We start from the raw sequence: 15,866 nt of genomic DNA on the forward strand, positions 1-15,866 counted from the left end.
CCTTGAATGTGCGGATCTTGCGAATCGGTCTGTTGGGAACACTTTAGGGACGCAGGAAAGGTTTGATAAGATCAGCCGAAGTCGCTTATTTCGAAACTAAAAGTATGGAATGACGGCCGGACGGGGCTTCCCCGCCGGTGTCGGAGCCGGGACGGAGACGGGAGATGGATCGTTTCAAGCAGATCGAGACGTTCGTGCGGGTCGCGGACGCGGGCAGCCTCGCGGCGGCCGCGCTCGAGGAGGGCGTGTCGCCGGTGGTGCTCGGGCGGCGCATCGACGCGCTGGAGAAGCGCCTCGGCGTGAAGCTGATGTACCGCTCGACGCGGCGGCTGGTGGTGAGCGAGGAGGGCGCCGCGTTCCTCGAGCGCTGCCGCGGGCTGCTGTCCGAATGGGACCAGGCCGAGAACGAGCTGGCCGCCGGCCGCCGCGCGGTCAGCGGGCACCTGATCGTATCCGCGCCGGCCGCGTTCGGCCGCAAGCACGTGGCGCCGCACGCGCCCGGTTTCCTCGTCGACAAGCCGGAAATGCAGCTGTCGTTCAACCTGACCGATCGCGTCGTCGATCTCGTGCGCGAAGGCTACGACTTGTCGATCCGGATCGGCGGCTCGGTCGATCCGAACTTCGTCGCGGTAAAGCTCGCGTCGAACCGGCGTGTCGTGTGCGGCACGCCCGACTATTTCCGTCGCCACGGCCGGCCGAAGTCGCTCGACGACCTGCTCAGGCACAACTGTCTCGCCTTCAACCTGCAGGGGGGCCAGAACCGCGGCTGGTATTTCCAGCGCCACGGCAAGATCGTGACGATGCGGGTGGCCGGCAATCTCGACTGCAACGACGGCGAGCTGCTGCACCGCTGGGTGGCGGAAGGCCTCGGGCTCGGCTGGCGCTCGACTTGGGAAATTGCCGCGCAGCTCGAGACGGGCGAACTCGAGACGGTGCTCGACGAATATGCGCTGCCGGACTACGACATCCTCGCGGTCTATCCGCAGCAACGCTACGTGCCCGCGCGCGTGCGCTACTTCATCGACTACCTGCGCGAAGCGTATGCGCGCCCAGGCTACTGGAGCACCACGCCGTAACGGGCGCGGCAGGCTCCGGCATTTTTTTGCGCATCGTCGGCTGCATGCGGGAATAAACTCGACGCAGCGGCGGTAAGGTCATCGAGTGCGCACGCTGCCGGTCTGTCCGGGCACCGGGCGCGGAACGGGCGCGGCTTCGGCCGCCGGGACGAGGGAGGCCATGTGGGGCAAGCCGGACAGGCGGTCGACGAACGGACGGAGGACGACGCGGTCGCGCGCGGCGAGCGGTTTCGCGCGCTCGTGCTGCCGCATCTCGACGCCGCGTACAACCTCGCGCGCTGGCTGAGCGGCAATGCGGGCGACGCGGACGACGTCGTCCAGGACGCGTGCATGCGCGCGCTGCGCTTCGTCGACTCGTGCCGCGGCGACAACGCGCGGCCGTGGCTGCTGACGATCGTGCGCCACACCTGGTACACCGAATGGCGCCGCCGTACCCACGCGCACGAGGTTGCATTGCCGGATACGCTCGACGACACGGAGGTGCCCGACGACTGGCAGCCGGCGACCGAGGATCCGCTCGCGCAGTTGCTGCGCGGCGAGAACGTGCGGCTCGTGAATGCGGCGCTCGCGAAGCTGGCGCCCGAATATCGCGAGGTGCTGGTGCTGCGCGAGATGGAGGATTTGAGTTACCGCGAGATCGCGGCGATCGCCGACGTGCCCGTCGGCACCGTGATGTCGCGGCTTGCGCGCGGCCGGCGCAGGCTCGCCGCGCTGCTGGGCGACACGGCGGCGCCGGCGTCGACGTCCAAACCCGCGCCGGGACGAGCGTCGGCAAGCGGAACCGCATCGGAGGCGATCGATGGACTGTAACGAAGCGCGAGCGTTGCTGGACGCGGACGTCGACCGCGAGCTGTCGGCGCCCGATGCATTGCGCATCCAGCGGCATGTCGAAGGGTGCGACGCGTGCCGCCGCGAACGCGAACGAATCGTCGCGCTGGGGCGGATCGTGCGGCAGGCCGACTATCATCGCGCGCCGAATGCGCTGCGGGCGAGCATCCTCGCGGGGCTGCCGGCGGCGGGCGGCGCGGGAGAGCGCAGCCAGGCCCACGCGGCACCTGGGCCTGACGTGGCGGCGCGGCCGCGGTCTCGACCGAACGGTCGCCGCTGGTTTTCATGGCCGACCGGGCGCGGCGAGCCGGCTCGCCCGGCGCCTGCCGGGCCGGGGCCGCGTGTCCCGGCGCTGCCGGGACTCGGCTGGGGCATGGCGCTGGTGATCGCGCTGGCCGCGGCCGCCGGGATGGTGGTGTCCACGCGCCACGCCGAAACCGGCCAGACGGTCGACGAACTGGTCGCGAGCCACGTTCGGGCCGGCCTGTCGGCGCGCGACATCGACGTGATCTCGACCGACCGGCATACGGTCAAGCCGTGGTTCAACGGCCGACTCGACTATGCGCCGCCGGTCGAGGATCTGTCGGCGAGCGGTTTCCCGCTGGCCGGGGGGCGGCTCGACTATGTCGGGCGGCGTCGCGTCGCAGTGCTCGTCTACCGGTATCGGCAGCACGTGATCGACGTGTACGTGTGGCCGGCCGGCGTCGGGCGGCAGGCTGCGCCGTATGCGGCCGTGTCGCAGGGGTACGCGCTCGACCGCTGGGATGCGGCCGGGATGACGTGGTGGGCCGTGACCGACGCCGAGCCGTCGGCGCTGGACGCGTTCAGGACGGCGCTCGACGCGCGGCTGGGCGGGGCGCGCAGCGAGTGACGGCAGGCCGCGTCGCCGGAACGTTATCCCATGCGCGATGCTCCGTCCCCGATTCATGAACAGGCGCGCCGACGGCCTTTTCGGCTGTCGGCGCCGTTCAAGTCTTTGAAAACATGGCCGAATCCGGTCGGAAATCGTCGATCGGTGTTGCATGCGCCCCGTATCCGGGTTAGAATCTTCGGCTTCTCACTTGCCACACCGGTTCAGACGCCCGGGTGGCTTTAATCCACAAGGAGTGTGTAATGCGTCATTACGAAATCGTATTCATCGTGCACCCCGATCAGAGCGAGCAAGTGCCCGCGATGATCGAGCGTTACAAGACCACGATCACGACGCACGGCGGCCAGATCCACCGTGTCGAAGACTGGGGCCGTCGCCAGCTGGCCTACATGATCGAGAAACTCGCGAAGGCTCACTACGTCTGCATGAACATCGAGTGCGACCAGACGACGCTCGACGAACTCGAACACGCGTTCAAGTTCAACGACGCCGTGCTGCGTCACCTCATCGTCAAGATGAAGAAGGCCGAGACCGGCCCGTCGCCGATGATGAAGGAAGTTCAGCGCGAAGAAGCCAAGAAGGCGGCTGCAGCTCAGCCGACCGAAGCGCAGGCTTAAGTTCGTCACTCATTAAGCCATCAAGGAGCGCGCCACTCACGTGAACAGGTTGCAATTGACGGCGAGCGTCGTCGAACGCGCACCGGTGCGATATACGCCGGCAGGTGTTCCGATCGCAAGCGCCACGTTGCATCACCGCACGGAAGTCGTCGAAGCAGGCATTCCCCGTCAGATCGAAATGACGATCGAGGCGGTGGCGGCCGGTGAGGCGAGCGGCAAGCTGGAAAGTCGTGAGATGGGCGTCGAAACGCTGTTCACGGGCTTTCTGGCAAAGAAGAGCCGCAACGCGAGAACCTTGGTGTTTCACATCACTGCATTGCAGGACATAGGAAAGGACTGAAATCATGGCCCGCCCGACTGGTAAGAAATTCGACAAGCGTCGTCAGCAACAAAACCCGCTCTTCAAGCGCAAGAAGTTCTGCCGTTTCACGGCTGCCGGCGTCGAGCAGATCGACTACAAGGACACGGAAACGCTGAAGGACTTCATCGGCGAAAACGGCAAGATCACGCCGGCTCGTCTGACGGGTACGAAGGCGCACTATCAGCGTCAGCTGGACACGGCAATCAAGCGTGCGCGTTTCCTCGCGCTGCTGCCGTACACCGATCAGCACAAGGCGTAATCAGGCGACGCAATAAGGAGAATTCGAATGCAAATCATTCTGTTGGAAAAAGTCGCCAATCTGGGCAACCTGGGCGATATCGTCAAGGTCAAGGACGGTTACGCTCGCAACTTCCTGATCCCGAACCGCAAGGCTCGCCGTGCAACGAAGGAAGCGATCGCCGAATTCGAAGTTCGCCGCGCTGAACTCGAAAAGATCGCCGCTGAAAAGCTGGCGGCATCGCAGGCAGTCGGCGAGAAGCTGAACGGCCAGTCGTTCGAAATCACGCAGAAGTCGGGCGTTGACGGCCGTCTGTTCGGCTCGGTCACGAACGGCGACGTCGCGGAACTGCTGAAGAAGGCAGGTTTCGAAGTCGAGAAGCTGCAAGTTCGTATGCCGGAAGGCCCGCTGAAGATGATCGGCGAGCACAACGTTCAGGTCGCGCTGCACACGGACGTCGTCGTCGACGTCACGGTCAACGTGATCGGCGACCACGCGTAAGCGTATGCAAGCTTTCCGGGCGGCTTCCGCCGTCCGGACAAGGGCAGGCGCCCGGGCAACCGGGGCCTGCCTTTTTTATTGCCCGATCGCCGGAGCGGTAGCGCTGCCGCGATCAATTCGCGATAATCCCAACCCATGAACGCGCCGCAAGATCCTCAAATCGAATCGCTGAAAGTCCCGCCGCATTCGGTCGAAGCCGAGCAGTCGGTGCTCGGCGGCCTGTTGCTCGACAACGCGGCATGGGACCGGATTGCCGACTTCCTGTCGCAGGGCGACTTCTATCGCTACGACCATCGGATCATCTACGAGCACATCGGCCGGTTGATCGCGTCGACGCGCCCGGCCGACGTCGTGACCGTGTACGAAGCGCTGACCACGTCCGGCAAGGCCGACGACGTCGGCGGCCTCGCGTACCTGAACGCACTCGCGCAGAATACGCCGAGCGCCGCGAACATCCGTCGCTACGCGGAAATCGTGCGCGACCGCGCGGTGCTGCGTCGGCTCGTGTCGGTCGCCGACGAAATCTCGGCCGACGCGTTCAATCCGCAGGGCAAGGAAGTTCGCCAGCTGCTCGACGAGGCCGAGTCGAAGGTGTTCTCGATCGCCGAAGAGGGCGCGCGCGGCAACCAGGGCTTTCTCGAGATCGGCCCGCTGCTCACGCAGGTCGTCGAGCGCATCGACACGCTGTATCACACCGCGAACCCGAGCGACGTCACGGGCACGCCGACGGGCTTCGTCGACCTCGACCGGATGACGTCCGGGATGCACGGCGGCGAACTGATCATCGTCGCAGGGCGGCCGTCGATGGGTAAGACCGCATTTTCGATGAACATCGGCGAATACGTCGCGGTCGAGTACGGGTTGCCGGTCGCGGTGTTCTCGATGGAAATGCCGGGCACGCAGCTTGTGATGCGTATGCTCGGTTCGATCGGCCGGCTCGACCAGCACCGGATGCGTACCGGCCGGCTGACGGACGAAGACTGGCCGAAGCTGACGCACGCGGTGCAGAAGATGAGCGAGGCGCAGCTCTTCATCGACGAGACGGGCGGCCTGAACCCGATGGAATTGCGCTCGCGCGCGCGGCGTCTGGCTCGCCAGTGCGGCAAGCTCGGCCTGATCATCGTCGACTACCTGCAGCTGATGTCGGGCTCGTCGCAGGGCGAGAACCGCGCGACCGAAATCTCGGAAATCTCGCGATCGCTGAAGAGTCTGGCCAAGGAGCTGGACGTGCCGGTGATCGCGCTGTCGCAGCTGAACCGCGGGCTGGAACAGCGTCCGAACAAGCGTCCGGTGATGTCCGATTTGCGTGAATCGGGCGCAATCGAACAGGACGCGGACGTGATCCTGTTCATCTATCGTGACGAGGTCTACAATCCGGACAGCCCGGACAAGGGTACGGCCGAAATCATCATCGGCAAGCAGCGTAACGGCCCGATCGGACCCGTTCGGCTCACGTTCCTGGGCCAATACACGAAGTTCGACAACTTTGCGGGGGCGCAGAACTTCTACGGCGAGTAACACTTCTTCGCCAGATGTAAACCGTTATTTCACCAAGCGTTGTATCCAATCCCGGCGCGCGCATATGCGCGCGTCGCGTCGCAACCGAAAACGGTACAATATCGCCCGTTTTCGTGACAGTCGTTTGACAATCTCTCAGGAATCCCATGTTCGGTCGATTCATGCCCACCGAGGGCAAGTTCTTTGAACTCTTCAACGCGCACGCGAAGCACATCGTTTCCGGTGGCCGCGAGCTCGAACTGCTGATCGACAATCTCGCCGACGCCGAGATTCACAAGCAAAACGTGCAGACCGCCGAGAAGGCCGCTGACAAGCTGACGCATGAAGCGATCGATCTGCTGCACAAGACCTTCATCACGCCGCTCGATCGCGACGAGATCCACAAGCTGATCACGACGATGGACGACATCCTCGACCTGATGGAGGACGTCGCGACGGCCGTATCGCTGTACGACGTGCAATCCGTCACGTCCGAGGCGAGCCAGCTCGCACACATCGTCACGCAGTCGGCGCAGCACGTGCAGCAGGCCGTCGGATTGCTGTCCGACATGAAGCAGTCGGCTCAGATCCTCAAGCAGTGCGAGGAGATCGACCGCTGGGAGTCGGAGGCCGATCGCGTGCTGCGCGCGGCGATGTCGAAGCTGTTCCGCGAGGAAGACGACGTGAAGACGCTCATCAAGCTGAAGGCGATCTACGAACTGCTCGAGGAGATCACCGACAAGTGCGAGGACGTCGCGAACATCATCGAAGGCATCGTGCTGGAAAACGCCTGAGCGGATCACGATGCATTCGATACAACTCGCCCTATGGATGGTCGCGACGCTGGTGCTCGTCGCGCTCGTATTCGATTTCATGAACGGCTTTCACGACGCGGCGAACTCGATCGCCACCGTCGTGTCGACCGGGGTGCTGAAACCCCAGCAGGCCGTGGTGTTCGCGGCCGCGTTCAACGTCATCGCGTATTTCATCTTCCACCTGAAAGTCGCGCAGACGGTCGGTAAAGGCACGATCGATCCCGAGATCGTCGACCACTATGTCGTGTTCGGCGCGCTGGTCGGTGCGATCGGCTGGAACGTGATCACGTGGTATTACGGGATTCCGTCGAGCTCGTCGCATGCGCTGATCGGCGGCCTCGTCGGCTCCGCGCTCGCGAAGTCCGGCTGGAGCTCGCTGAACATCGACGGCCTGATGAAGACCGTCGCGTTCATCTTCATCTCGCCGCTGCTCGGCTTCATCCTCGGCTCGCTGTTCATGCTCGGCGTGTCGTGGCTGTATTTCCGTACCGCACCCAGCAAGGTCGACCGGCGCTTCCGCCGGCTCCAGCTGCTGTCGGCCGGTCTGTACAGCCTCGGTCACGGCGGCAACGACGCCCAGAAGACGATCGGTATCATCTGGATGCTGCTGATCGCGTCGGGCTATGCGTCGGCGACGTCCGACGCGCCGCCCGCGTGGGTGATCGGCGCGTGCTACCTGTCGATGGGTCTCGGCACGCTGTTCGGCGGCTGGCGCATCGTTCGCACCATGGGCCAGAAGATCACGAAGCTCAAGCCGGTCGGCGGTTTCTGTGCCGAAAGCGGCGGGGCGATCACGCTGTTCATCGCGTCGTTCCTCGGCATTCCGGTGTCGACCACGCACACGATCACCGGTGCGATCGTCGGCGTCGGCGCGACGCAGAAGCTGTCGGCCGTGCGCTGGGGCGTTGCCGGCAATATCGTGTGGGCCTGGGTGCTGACGATTCCGGCGTCCGCGCTGATCGCCGCGGGCGGATGGTGGGTCGGGCATCAGATCTTCTGATTCCGACGCTCACTGACGACGCGACATGCGCCGCACACCGAAAGGTTGCGGCGCATTTTCTTTGGAGATCGGGAAAGGCGCAGATGGGCCGGGAATGGCGGGGTTGCCGCCGGGATGGGGCCGGTCAGTAATTGCCGTTCGCGAAGCGGGCGGTCGGATCGTCCGCAGTGCCGGTGCGCGGGCCGAGCGGTGCAGATTGCGTCGACGCACGCAGCACCTGCACGGGCTCGATGCCGCGCGGCGACGTCGCGGCGGCGGCGGGCGGGGGCTCCGCATCGAACGCGGCCGCCTGGGCGGCCGTCAGTGCCGTCGTCGGAATCTGCGTGCCGGTCTCCGTCGGGGCTGCGTTCGCCGTCATCGCGGTCATCTCGCCATTCGCGGACGCCGCCTGCTGCTGGGCTGCCGGCACGCGCGGCGGCGGAGGTTCGTACGGATCGGCGGTCGTGGCGGCTGCCGGGGCGACCGCTGCGGTCGATACGACCGGCACTGCCTGGATGACTGGAGCCGGCGACGGTGCCGCGCCGGCTTGTGACGAAGCGTAGGCCGGCTGTCGCGGCGAGGCGGCTGCAACGACCGGGGCCGGCGCGGCCGTCGGCGCATCGCGCCGTGCCTCGTAGGTCGGTGCATCGAACGGCGTCGGCGTGCCGCGCGGCGGCGCGACGCGGCGAATGCCGTCGAAGCGCTTGGCCCAGTACGGGTTCGTCAGGTAGTCGAGCCGCACGGTGCCGCCGGTCGACGGTGCGTTGACGAAGCGCAGCTTGCCGACGTAGATACCAACGTGCGAATGCGGGCGGCCGGTCGTATTGAAGAAGATCAGGTCGCCCGGCGCGACTTGGTCGGGGTCGATCGAGACGCCGCGGCTGCTCATGTCGGCGGTCGTGCGCGGCAGGTTCACGTCGGCCGCGCGGCCGATCACGTAGCGCACGAGCCCGCTGCAGTCGAAGCCGCTCGTCGGCGTGTTGCCGCCCCAGCGATACGGCACGCCGACGAGGCTCATCGCCTGGATCGAAATCTCTTCCTGACCGACGCTGTGATCGACGAATTTCGGGAAATTGGCGGGCGCCGGGAACGCGCGCGGCGTCGTGATCTTCATGCCGGAGGTGCGCGAGGCCGACTGCGGCGGCACGCTGGAGCAAGCCGCGAGCAGTGAAACGACGGCGACGGGAACCCAGATTCGAAGCATGACAAGGCGGACGAGCGCGGAACGCTCGCGAATCGTATGACAACAGACAGACCCGATGGTAGACGTTCCGGCGGGGCTTAGGCAACCATTCCTGAGAATTTACTTGAAGTTTCGCGCGTAAGTGAGGCTGTTGCGTAACGAAGCGTGACCAACGTTTCCGACCCCAAAAATAAAAACGGCGCTCCGGAAACGGAGCGCCGCATGGCGTTGACGGCTGGCGGGCAGCCGGTCGCGCGTTAGAGGATGTCCGACGCGTAGTCGGCGAGCCGCGAGCGTTCGCCGCGCGCGAGCGTGACGTGGCCGCTATGGCCCCAACCCTTGAAGCGGTCGACGACGTAGGTTAGGCCCGAGCTGCCTTCGGTCAGGTAAGGCGTGTCGATCTGCGCGATGTTGCCGAGGCACACGATCTTCGTGCCGGGGCCCGCGCGCGTGACGAGCGTCTTCATCTGTTTCGGCGTGAGGTTCTGCGCTTCGTCGATGATCAGGTACTTGTCGACGAACGTGCGCCCGCGCATGAAGTTCATGCTCTTCACCTTCAGGCGCGAACGGATCAGCTCCTGCGTCGCCGCGCGGCCCCATTCGCCGGCTGCGTCGTCGGTTTTCTGCAGCACTTCGAGGTTGTCGTCGAATGCGCCCATCCACGGCTGCATCTTCTCTTCCTCGGTGCCGGGCAGGAAGCCGATGTCCTCGCCGACGGGCACGGTCGCGCGCGTCACGATGATCTCGTTGTAGCGCTTGTCGTCGAGCACCTGCGCGAGGCCGGCCGCGAGCGCGACGAGCGTCTTGCCGGTGCCGGCCTGGCCGAGCAGCGTGACGAAGTCGATCTCGGGGTTCATCAGCAGGTTCAGCGCGAAGTTCTGCTCGCGGTTGCGCGCGGTGATGCCCCACACGTTGTTCTTGTGGTGGCTGTAGTCGCGCAGCGTCTGCAGCAGCGCCGTCTTCCCGTTCAGCTCGCGGACGATCGCATGGAACGTCGGTTCGCCGTTCTGCGGCTCGAGATAGACGAACTCGTTGACGAGCATCGACGCGACGAGCGGGCCCGTCACGCGGTAATACGTGGTGCCCGTCTTCGTGTCCTGCCAGCTCTCCATGCCCTTCGCGTGCCGGGTCCAGAAGTCCTGCGGCAGTTCGCGCACGCCGGTATAGAGGAGGTCCTTGTCCTCGAGTACCTGGTCGTTGAAGTAGTCTTCCGCGGGCAGGCCGAGCGCGTGCGCCTTGATCCGCATGTTGATGTCTTTCGACACCAGCACGACCTGACGGTCCGGCCGGTCGCGCTGCAGCGCGCGCACGACGCCCAGGATCTGGTTGTCGGCCTTGCCTTCCGGCAGGCCTTCGACGGGCGGAATGTTGGTGAGCGTCGTCTGGAAGTGCAGGCGGCCGAGCGCCTCGCGGCTGCCGAGGCGCGACAGCGGAATGCCGTTCGTGATCAGGCCCGCGTCGGCGACCAGCGCGTCGAGCGTGCGGCTCACTTGGCGCGCGTTGCGCGCGACTTCCGACATCCCCTTCTTGTGGTTGTCGAGTTCCTCGAGCGTCATCATCGGCAGATAGACGTCGTGTTCCTCGAAGCGGAAGAGGCTGCTCGGGTCGTGCATCAGCACGTTGGTGTCGAGCACGAACAACTTTTGCAGTTCGGCCTCGGCTGGCTTGCGGCTGCGCGACTTCGTCGCGGCGCCCGCATCGCGTGCGGGTGCCGCGGCCGGTTTCCCGGCGGCGGGCTTGTCGTGGCGTGCCTCGACCGGCGTGGCGGGCGCTGCTTCGACCGGCGCCTGCATCGGCTGCAGCAGCGCCGCGGTCTGTTTGGTCTTGCGGCCGCGCGCGGGTGTGCTCGCGGCTTCTTGCGCCGACGACGCGACGGCGCGCAGCGGCGCGGCCGTGTTCGCGGCTTCGGTCATCGGTTGGGCCACGCTGGCCGGGCCATAGTCACCGGCTGTGGATGCGTCCCCTTCGGCGGATTTCTTCGCGGCTTTCGCGGGCCGCGCTTTCGCCTTGTATTCGTCGGGCGGCAGCAGGCTGCCGAGCTTGCTGGGGGGGGTAGGCAAAGGCATGGTGTCCCTCGGGAGGAATCGTGTCGCATGAAGTGCGCCGCTGATCGCATCCTGCGTGACGTACACGCATGCAGTTTGCGCGCGGTGGCGCACAGGAATATCGTCTAGCCGGTTCGCCTAAGTGTCGATCAGCTCCTTGACGGGGTGAGGGCCGGACCGAGGGCCGGCGCGCAGTCCATAAAAAAAGCCGCTGCCCCGTCGACAGGGACATGCGGCTCGGCTGATACCGTCGTAATGCGCGTCAGGTGCCGGAAAGCATCGCAACGGGCACCGGTGCAGCTACGAGAAATATGGGGCGAACTGGCATTCATTGCGGCCCAATATAACGCGGCTCAAAGCGCTTGTACAGCACTTAGCACGTCGTCCACGTGACCGGGCACCTTGATGCCGCGCCATGCCTGGCGAAGCACGCCGTCGGCGTCGATCAGGAACGTCGAACGCTCGATTCCGCGCACTTCCTTGCCATACATTTTCTTCATCTTGATGACATCGAACAGCGCGCACAGCGCTTCGTCGGCGTCGGAGATCAGCGGGAACGGCAGTTCGAGCTTTGCCTTGAAGTTGTCATGCGAGCGCAGGCTGTCGCGCGATACGCCGATGACTTCGGCGCCGGCCTTCTTGAACTTCGGATAGAGATCGCGGAACTGCAGGCCTTCGGTCGTGCAGCCCGGCGTGTTGTCCTTCGGATAGAAATACAGGACGAGCTTCTTGCCCTTCAGGTCGGACAGCGAAATGTCGCCGCCCGTAGCCGGTGCGGTGAAATCGGGAACTTGACGGTCAACTTCGACGGACACGTGTTTCTCCTGTTGTTATGGAAAGGCGCCGCTCGGGCGGCGCGGTACGGCGGGACGTCGCGGCGGCACGCCGCAAGGGCGGGGCCGGCGGCGCCGGCGCGCGCGAACTCAGTCGGGCTGGACGATCAGTTCGCCGGAGCGGCCGGGAATCTCGCCCCACGTGACAGGGTACGATGGCAGCGAGTCGCGGTCCAGCGTCGCGTGGTAATCGCCCATCGTCGCAAACGTATGGCCCTGCGCACGCCACCCGGCGAGCAGTTGCTCGAACACCGGCGCGAGCTTCTGGCCTTCCAGTTCCGCATGCAGCGTGAACACCTGGTCGTGCGGATTGGTCTCCGTGAACTTCAGGATATGCGCGGCGACGTTGTGCGTGTCGATGCCGTCGATGCCGAGCACTTCGTCGAGCGTCGGCAGCGTGGTCGGCATCTGCACGTGCGACAGCGTGCGGCCCCCGACCACGGGCAGGTACGGCGAATGGCCGCGACCGTCGGATGCATAGCGCATCCCCCATGCGTCGATCTGCTCGAACGCCGCGTCGTTCATCTGCCAGCCGGCCGCGCCGTGCGTGACGGGCGGCGCGCCGAAGACGTCGACGAAGCGCGCGTGGCTCTTCTGCATTTCACGCGCGGTCCAGTCGCGATCGCGCACGCGCACGTTGTCCTGCCAGTACACGTGATCCCACGTGTGGATCCCGCATTCGAAGCCGGCCTCGTGGATCGCGCGCATGTCCGCGATCGCGCGGCGGCCGATGTCGGGGCCCGGCAGCAGCACGCCGTACATCAGCTGCTTCACGCCGTAATGCTCGACCACCGACGTGCGCGACACCTTCTTCAGGAAGCCGGGCCGGAACACGCGCCGCAGCGCCCAGCCCGTGTGATCGGGCCCGAGGCTGAAGAGGAAGGTCGCGCGCGCACTGAAGCGGTCGAAGATGCGCGCGAGGTTCGGCACGCCTTCGCGCGTGCCGCGCAGCGTGTCGACGTCGATCTTGAGGACGATACGAGCCAAGCGAGCGTCCCGTCAGTTCTGCTGCTCGACCAGCGCGCGCGCGTCGGCGACATGGCCGCGATACGCTTCGAAGATCTTGCGCAGCGCGTCGTCGAATGTCGATTGCGGCGCCCATGCGAGCTCCTGCATCGTGTTGTCGATCTTCGGCACGCGGTTCTGCACGTCCTGATAGCCGTTGCCGTAGTAGGCGCCCGACGTTGTTTCGACGAGCTGCACCTGCTTCGCGGAGCCGGCGTATTCGGGGTATTCGGCGGCCAGTTCGAGCATCTTGTGCGCGAGCTCGCGAACCGAGAAGTTGTTCTTCGGATTCCCGATGTTGTAGATCTTGCCCGACGCGACGCCGTTCTTGTTCTCGATGATCTTCATCAGCGCGCTGATGCCGTCGTCGATATCGGTGAACGCGCGCTTCTGCGAGCCGCCGTCCACGAGGCTGATGTTCTCGCCGCGCACGATGTGGCCGAGGAACTGCGTGACGACGCGCGAGCTGCCTTCCTTCGGCGTGTAGATCGAGTCGAGGCCCGGGCCGATCCAGTTGAACGGACGGAACAGCGTGAAGTTCAGGCCTTCCATCCCGTAGCCCCAGATCACGCGGTCCATCAGCTGCTTCGAGCACGCGTAGATCCAGCGCGGCTTGTTGATCGGGCCGTAGGTGAGTGCCGATGCATCCGGGTCGAACTGCTCGTCCGAGCACATGCCGTAGACCTCGGAGGTCGACGGGAACACGAGGTGCTTGCCGTACTTGACGGCCGAACGCACGATCGGCAGGTTCGCCTCGAAGTCGAGCTCGAACACGCGCAGCGGCTGCTGGACGTAGGTCGCGGGCGTCGCGATCGCCACGAGCGGCAGGATCACGTCGCACTTCTTCACGTGATACTCGACCCACTCCTTGTTGATCGTGATGTCGCCTTCGAAGAAGTGCATCCGCTCGTGGTTGACGAGGTCGCCCAGCCGATCGGTCTGCATGTCCATGCCGAACACTTCCCAATCGGTGGTTTCAAGAATGCGCTTCGACAGGTGATGGCCGATGAAGCCGTTCACACCCAGGATCAGGACTTTTTTTGCTTTCATGAATGACGGGAAGAATGAATGAACTGCGCGAATTCCGCGGGCGTCACGACGGTTTCGCTGCCGTCGCGCTGCTGCCACAGCTCGAGAATGGATAGGGCGCGGCTGTCGCCGCAGACGCCGAATAGCGCATTATCGCTTACGTGCAGGCCGGGCGGCAAATCCGCCGCGGCCGCGGCGACCGCGCTGCCGGGCGCCGCGAGGCGCGCGCGGGCGATCACGAACCGCGTGCCGCCGACGTCGGTGAACGCGCCCGGATACGGGGGCGCGACCGCGCGAACCAGGTTGTAGACCTGCGCGGCCGGCTTCGACCAGTCGACGCGGCCGTCCTCCGGCTTGCGTCCGCCGTAGTAGCTGCCGTTCGAGAGATCGTTCGGCAGATGCGGCGCATCGCCCGCGAGCAGCGCGGGCAGCACGCGCCAGAGCGTCTGCTCGGCGGCCACCGTCACCTTGTCGAACACCTGCGTGGCCGTGTCGTCCGGCAGGATCGGCACCGCGGTCTGGCCGATGATCGCGCCGGCGTCGGGCTTCGCGGCCATCTCGTGCAGCGTCGCGCCGGTTTCCGTTTCGCCGTTCAGCACGGCCCAGTTGGTCGGTACCCGACCCCGGTATTTCGGCAGCAGCGAACCGTGCATGTTGTACGCGCCGCGCGGCGCGATCGCAAGCAGGTCCACCGGCAGCATGTGGCGGTAGTAGAACGAGAAGATGAAGTCCGGCTGCGCGTCGGCTACCGCGCGGCGCAGTGCCGGATCGGCGGGGTCGGCCGGCGTGACGACCGGGATCCCGTGCTCGGCGGCGACGGATGCGACGCTGCCGAACCAGATGTTCTCGTTCGGGTTGTCCTCGTGCGTGACGACGAGCGCGACGTCGACGCCGCGTGCCAGCAACACCTGCAGGCACCGCACGCCGACGTTGTGATACGCGAAGACGACGGCGCGCGGCTTCATTGCGACACCCCCGCGCGATTCGTGCCGGCCGGCACCGCCGGCATGCCGTCATGCTGTTCGAGCACGGCCTGGATCAGGTAGCGCGGCCGCGCACGCACCTGCTGGTAGATGCGGCCGACGTATTCGCCGAGCAGGCCGAGCGCGAAGATGATCACGCCGAGCAGGAAGAACGTGATCGCGAACAGCGTGAACACGCCTTGCACTTCCGCGCCGACGATGAAACGGCGTACGAGCAGCAGCACGAACAGCGCGGCGGAGCCGAGCGACAGGATCACGCCGATGAACGACAGCCACTGCAGCGGCACGACCGAGAAGCCCGTCACGAGGTCGAAGTTCAGCCGGATCAGGCTGTACAGCGAGTATTTCGACTCGCCCGCGAAGCGTTCTTCGTGCGCGACCTCGATTTCGGTCGGGTTTTGCGCGAACGTATAGGCCAGCGCGGGGATGAACGTGTTGACTTCGCCGCACACGTTGATCGTGTCGATGATGCGGCGGCTGTACGCGCGCAGCATGCAGCCCTGGTCGGTCATCTTGATCCGCGTGATGCGCTCGCGCAGCCGGTTCATCATCTGCGATGCCTTGCGCCGCCACAGGCTGTCCTGACGCTGCTTGCGGATCGAGCCGACGTAGTCGTAGCCCTCGCGCATCTTCGCGATCAGCTTGCCGATTTCCTCGGGCGGGTTCTGCAGGTCGGCGTCGAGCGTGATGACGATGTCGCCGCGCGACTGCGCGAAGCCGGCGAGGATCGCCATGTGCTGGCCGTAGTTGCCGTTGAGCAGCACGACGCGCGTCGTGTCGGGGCGCACGTGGAACTGGTCCGCCAGCATCGCGGCCGAGCGGTCGCGGCTGCCGTCGTTGATCAGGATCACTTCGTACGACGTGCCGAGTGCGTCGAGTGCCGGGTACAGGCGCGCGAACAGCGCGGCCAGGCCCTCTTCCTCGTTGTACACGGGGATGATGACCGATACCTCCGGGTTCGCGGCGCCCGGATGCCCGGCGCGTGCTTCAAGGTGATTCATGTAC

General features: G+C 65.5%; 17 protein-coding genes and 1 pseudogene. 11 read left to right on the forward strand and 7 right to left on the reverse strand.

What is annotated here, in order from left to right:
- The first annotated feature begins 164 nt into the window (after positions 1-164).
- The 10 genes from WS87_RS08340 (at position 165) to WS87_RS08385 (ending at position 7,804) form a co-directional block, all read left to right on the forward strand.
- Complete coding sequence (locus WS87_RS08340; protein WP_059817602.1) at positions 165-1,076, forward strand: LysR family transcriptional regulator; 912 nt, start codon at positions 165-167, stop codon at positions 1,074-1,076.
- Between the two features lie 162 nt (positions 1,077-1,238).
- Positions 1,239-1,886 (forward strand): RNA polymerase sigma factor, encoded by a 648-nt coding sequence (locus tag WS87_RS08345; RefSeq protein ID WP_059817600.1) that lies wholly within the window; start codon positions 1,239-1,241, stop codon positions 1,884-1,886.
- On the forward strand, positions 1,876-2,775 hold the full coding sequence (locus WS87_RS08350; RefSeq protein WP_059817597.1) for a zf-HC2 domain-containing protein: 900 nt from the start codon (positions 1,876-1,878) through the stop codon (positions 2,773-2,775). The genes WS87_RS08345 and WS87_RS08350 overlap by 11 nt, the downstream gene beginning before the upstream one ends.
- A 242-nt stretch (positions 2,776-3,017) precedes the next feature.
- Positions 3,018-3,392 (forward strand): 30S ribosomal protein S6, encoded by a 375-nt coding sequence (gene rpsF, locus WS87_RS08355; RefSeq protein ID WP_006755436.1) that lies wholly within the window; start codon positions 3,018-3,020, stop codon positions 3,390-3,392.
- 40 nt (positions 3,393-3,432) lie between these two features.
- A complete protein-coding gene (gene priB, locus WS87_RS08360; RefSeq protein ID WP_059817595.1) occupies positions 3,433-3,732 on the forward strand; it encodes a primosomal replication protein N in 300 nt (99 codons plus the stop codon).
- 4 nt (positions 3,733-3,736) lie between these two features.
- Positions 3,737-4,012, forward strand: a complete 276-nt coding sequence (rpsR, locus tag WS87_RS08365) for a 30S ribosomal protein S18 (protein ID WP_004193360.1) — start codon at positions 3,737-3,739, stop codon at positions 4,010-4,012.
- A gap of 27 nt (positions 4,013-4,039) precedes the next feature.
- Positions 4,040-4,492: a 50S ribosomal protein L9 gene (gene rplI, locus WS87_RS08370; RefSeq protein WP_047900882.1), complete on the forward strand. Its 453-nt coding sequence runs from the start codon at positions 4,040-4,042 to the stop codon at positions 4,490-4,492.
- A gap of 135 nt (positions 4,493-4,627) precedes the next feature.
- Positions 4,628-6,010, forward strand: coding sequence for a replicative DNA helicase (locus WS87_RS08375; protein WP_044847233.1), 1,383 nt, complete (start codon positions 4,628-4,630; stop codon positions 6,008-6,010).
- A 146-nt stretch (positions 6,011-6,156) separates the two neighbouring features.
- Positions 6,157-6,783 carry a DUF47 domain-containing protein gene (locus tag WS87_RS08380; protein WP_044847234.1) on the forward strand — a complete coding sequence of 209 codons (627 nt, stop codon included), beginning with the start codon at positions 6,157-6,159 and terminating at the stop codon, positions 6,781-6,783.
- 10 nt (positions 6,784-6,793) lie between these two features.
- A complete protein-coding gene (locus WS87_RS08385) occupies positions 6,794-7,804 on the forward strand; it encodes an inorganic phosphate transporter (RefSeq protein ID WP_059449911.1) in 1,011 nt (336 codons plus the stop codon).
- Positions 7,805-7,928: 124 nt separating this feature from the next.
- On the opposite strand, the gene WS87_RS08390 is transcribed toward WS87_RS08385, so the two are convergent.
- Positions 7,929-8,987 (reverse strand): C40 family peptidase, encoded by a 1,059-nt coding sequence (locus WS87_RS08390; RefSeq protein ID WP_059817593.1) that lies wholly within the window; start codon positions 8,985-8,987, stop codon positions 7,929-7,931.
- Between the two features lie 236 nt (positions 8,988-9,223).
- A complete protein-coding gene (locus WS87_RS08395) occupies positions 9,224-11,032 on the reverse strand; it encodes a PhoH family protein (protein WP_059817590.1) in 1,809 nt (602 codons plus the stop codon).
- Between WS87_RS08395 and WS87_RS34690 the strand changes: the two are divergent.
- Positions 10,928-11,172: pseudogene (locus tag WS87_RS34690) on the forward strand (hypothetical protein); the annotation flags it as partial. The gene WS87_RS08395 and the pseudogene WS87_RS34690 sit on opposite strands and share 105 nt — an antisense overlap.
- Positions 11,173-11,364: 192 nt before the next feature.
- Here the strand turns inward: WS87_RS34690 and WS87_RS08405 are convergent.
- The 5 genes from WS87_RS08405 to WS87_RS08425 all read right to left on the reverse strand — a co-directional run bounded on the left by WS87_RS08405 (position 11,365) and on the right by WS87_RS08425 (position 15,862).
- The gene (locus tag WS87_RS08405; RefSeq protein WP_006756046.1) at positions 11,365-11,826 is read right to left on the reverse strand and encodes a peroxiredoxin; all 462 of its coding nucleotides are present in this window, start codon (positions 11,824-11,826) and stop codon (positions 11,365-11,367) included.
- Between the two features lie 108 nt (positions 11,827-11,934).
- Positions 11,935-12,831 carry a polysaccharide deacetylase family protein gene (locus WS87_RS08410; RefSeq protein WP_059529808.1) on the reverse strand — a complete coding sequence of 299 codons (897 nt, stop codon included), beginning with the start codon at positions 12,829-12,831 and terminating at the stop codon, positions 11,935-11,937.
- Between the two features lie 12 nt (positions 12,832-12,843).
- Positions 12,844-13,899 carry a bifunctional UDP-4-keto-pentose/UDP-xylose synthase gene (locus WS87_RS08415; RefSeq protein ID WP_059529811.1) on the reverse strand — a complete coding sequence of 352 codons (1,056 nt, stop codon included), beginning with the start codon at positions 13,897-13,899 and terminating at the stop codon, positions 12,844-12,846.
- Positions 13,896-14,843, reverse strand: a complete 948-nt coding sequence (locus WS87_RS08420; RefSeq protein ID WP_059693283.1) for a formyltransferase — start codon at positions 14,841-14,843, stop codon at positions 13,896-13,898. Before WS87_RS08420 ends, WS87_RS08415 begins: the two co-directional genes overlap by 4 nt.
- Positions 14,840-15,862, reverse strand: coding sequence for a glycosyltransferase (locus tag WS87_RS08425; protein WP_059817589.1), 1,023 nt, complete (start codon positions 15,860-15,862; stop codon positions 14,840-14,842). The genes WS87_RS08420 and WS87_RS08425 overlap by 4 nt, the downstream gene beginning before the upstream one ends.
- Between the last annotated feature and the right edge of the window lie 4 nt (positions 15,863-15,866).

The organism is Burkholderia sp. MSMB0856 (genome assembly GCF_001524645.2).
In the GTDB taxonomy this organism is placed as follows: domain Bacteria; phylum Pseudomonadota; class Gammaproteobacteria; order Burkholderiales; family Burkholderiaceae; genus Burkholderia; species Burkholderia diffusa.

Coding starts and splice junctions, on each gene's coding strand:
- WS87_RS08375 (WP_044847233.1), top strand. CDS start 4,628: ATGAACGCGCCGCAAGATCCTCAAATCGAATCGCTGAAAGTCCCGCCG.
- WS87_RS08350 (WP_059817597.1), top strand. CDS start 1,876: ATGGACTGTAACGAAGCGCGAGCGTTGCTGGACGCGGACGTCGACCGC.
- WS87_RS08385 (WP_059449911.1), top strand. CDS start 6,794: ATGCATTCGATACAACTCGCCCTATGGATGGTCGCGACGCTGGTGCTC.
- WS87_RS08340 (WP_059817602.1), top strand. CDS start 165: ATGGATCGTTTCAAGCAGATCGAGACGTTCGTGCGGGTCGCGGACGCG.
- WS87_RS08420 (WP_059693283.1), bottom strand. CDS start 14,843: ATGAAGCCGCGCGCCGTCGTCTTCGCGTATCACAACGTCGGCGTGCGG.
- WS87_RS08395 (WP_059817590.1), bottom strand. CDS start 11,032: ATGCCTTTGCCTACCCCCCCCAGCAAGCTCGGCAGCCTGCTGCCGCCC.
- rplI (WP_047900882.1), top strand. CDS start 4,040: ATGCAAATCATTCTGTTGGAAAAAGTCGCCAATCTGGGCAACCTGGGC.
- rpsF (WP_006755436.1), top strand. CDS start 3,018: ATGCGTCATTACGAAATCGTATTCATCGTGCACCCCGATCAGAGCGAG.
- WS87_RS08415 (WP_059529811.1), bottom strand. CDS start 13,899: ATGAAAGCAAAAAAAGTCCTGATCCTGGGTGTGAACGGCTTCATCGGC.
- WS87_RS08380 (WP_044847234.1), top strand. CDS start 6,157: ATGTTCGGTCGATTCATGCCCACCGAGGGCAAGTTCTTTGAACTCTTC.
- WS87_RS08390 (WP_059817593.1), bottom strand. CDS start 8,987: ATGCTTCGAATCTGGGTTCCCGTCGCCGTCGTTTCACTGCTCGCGGCT.
- rpsR (WP_004193360.1), top strand. CDS start 3,737: ATGGCCCGCCCGACTGGTAAGAAATTCGACAAGCGTCGTCAGCAACAA.
- WS87_RS08425 (WP_059817589.1), bottom strand. CDS start 15,862: ATGAATCACCTTGAAGCACGCGCCGGGCATCCGGGCGCCGCGAACCCG.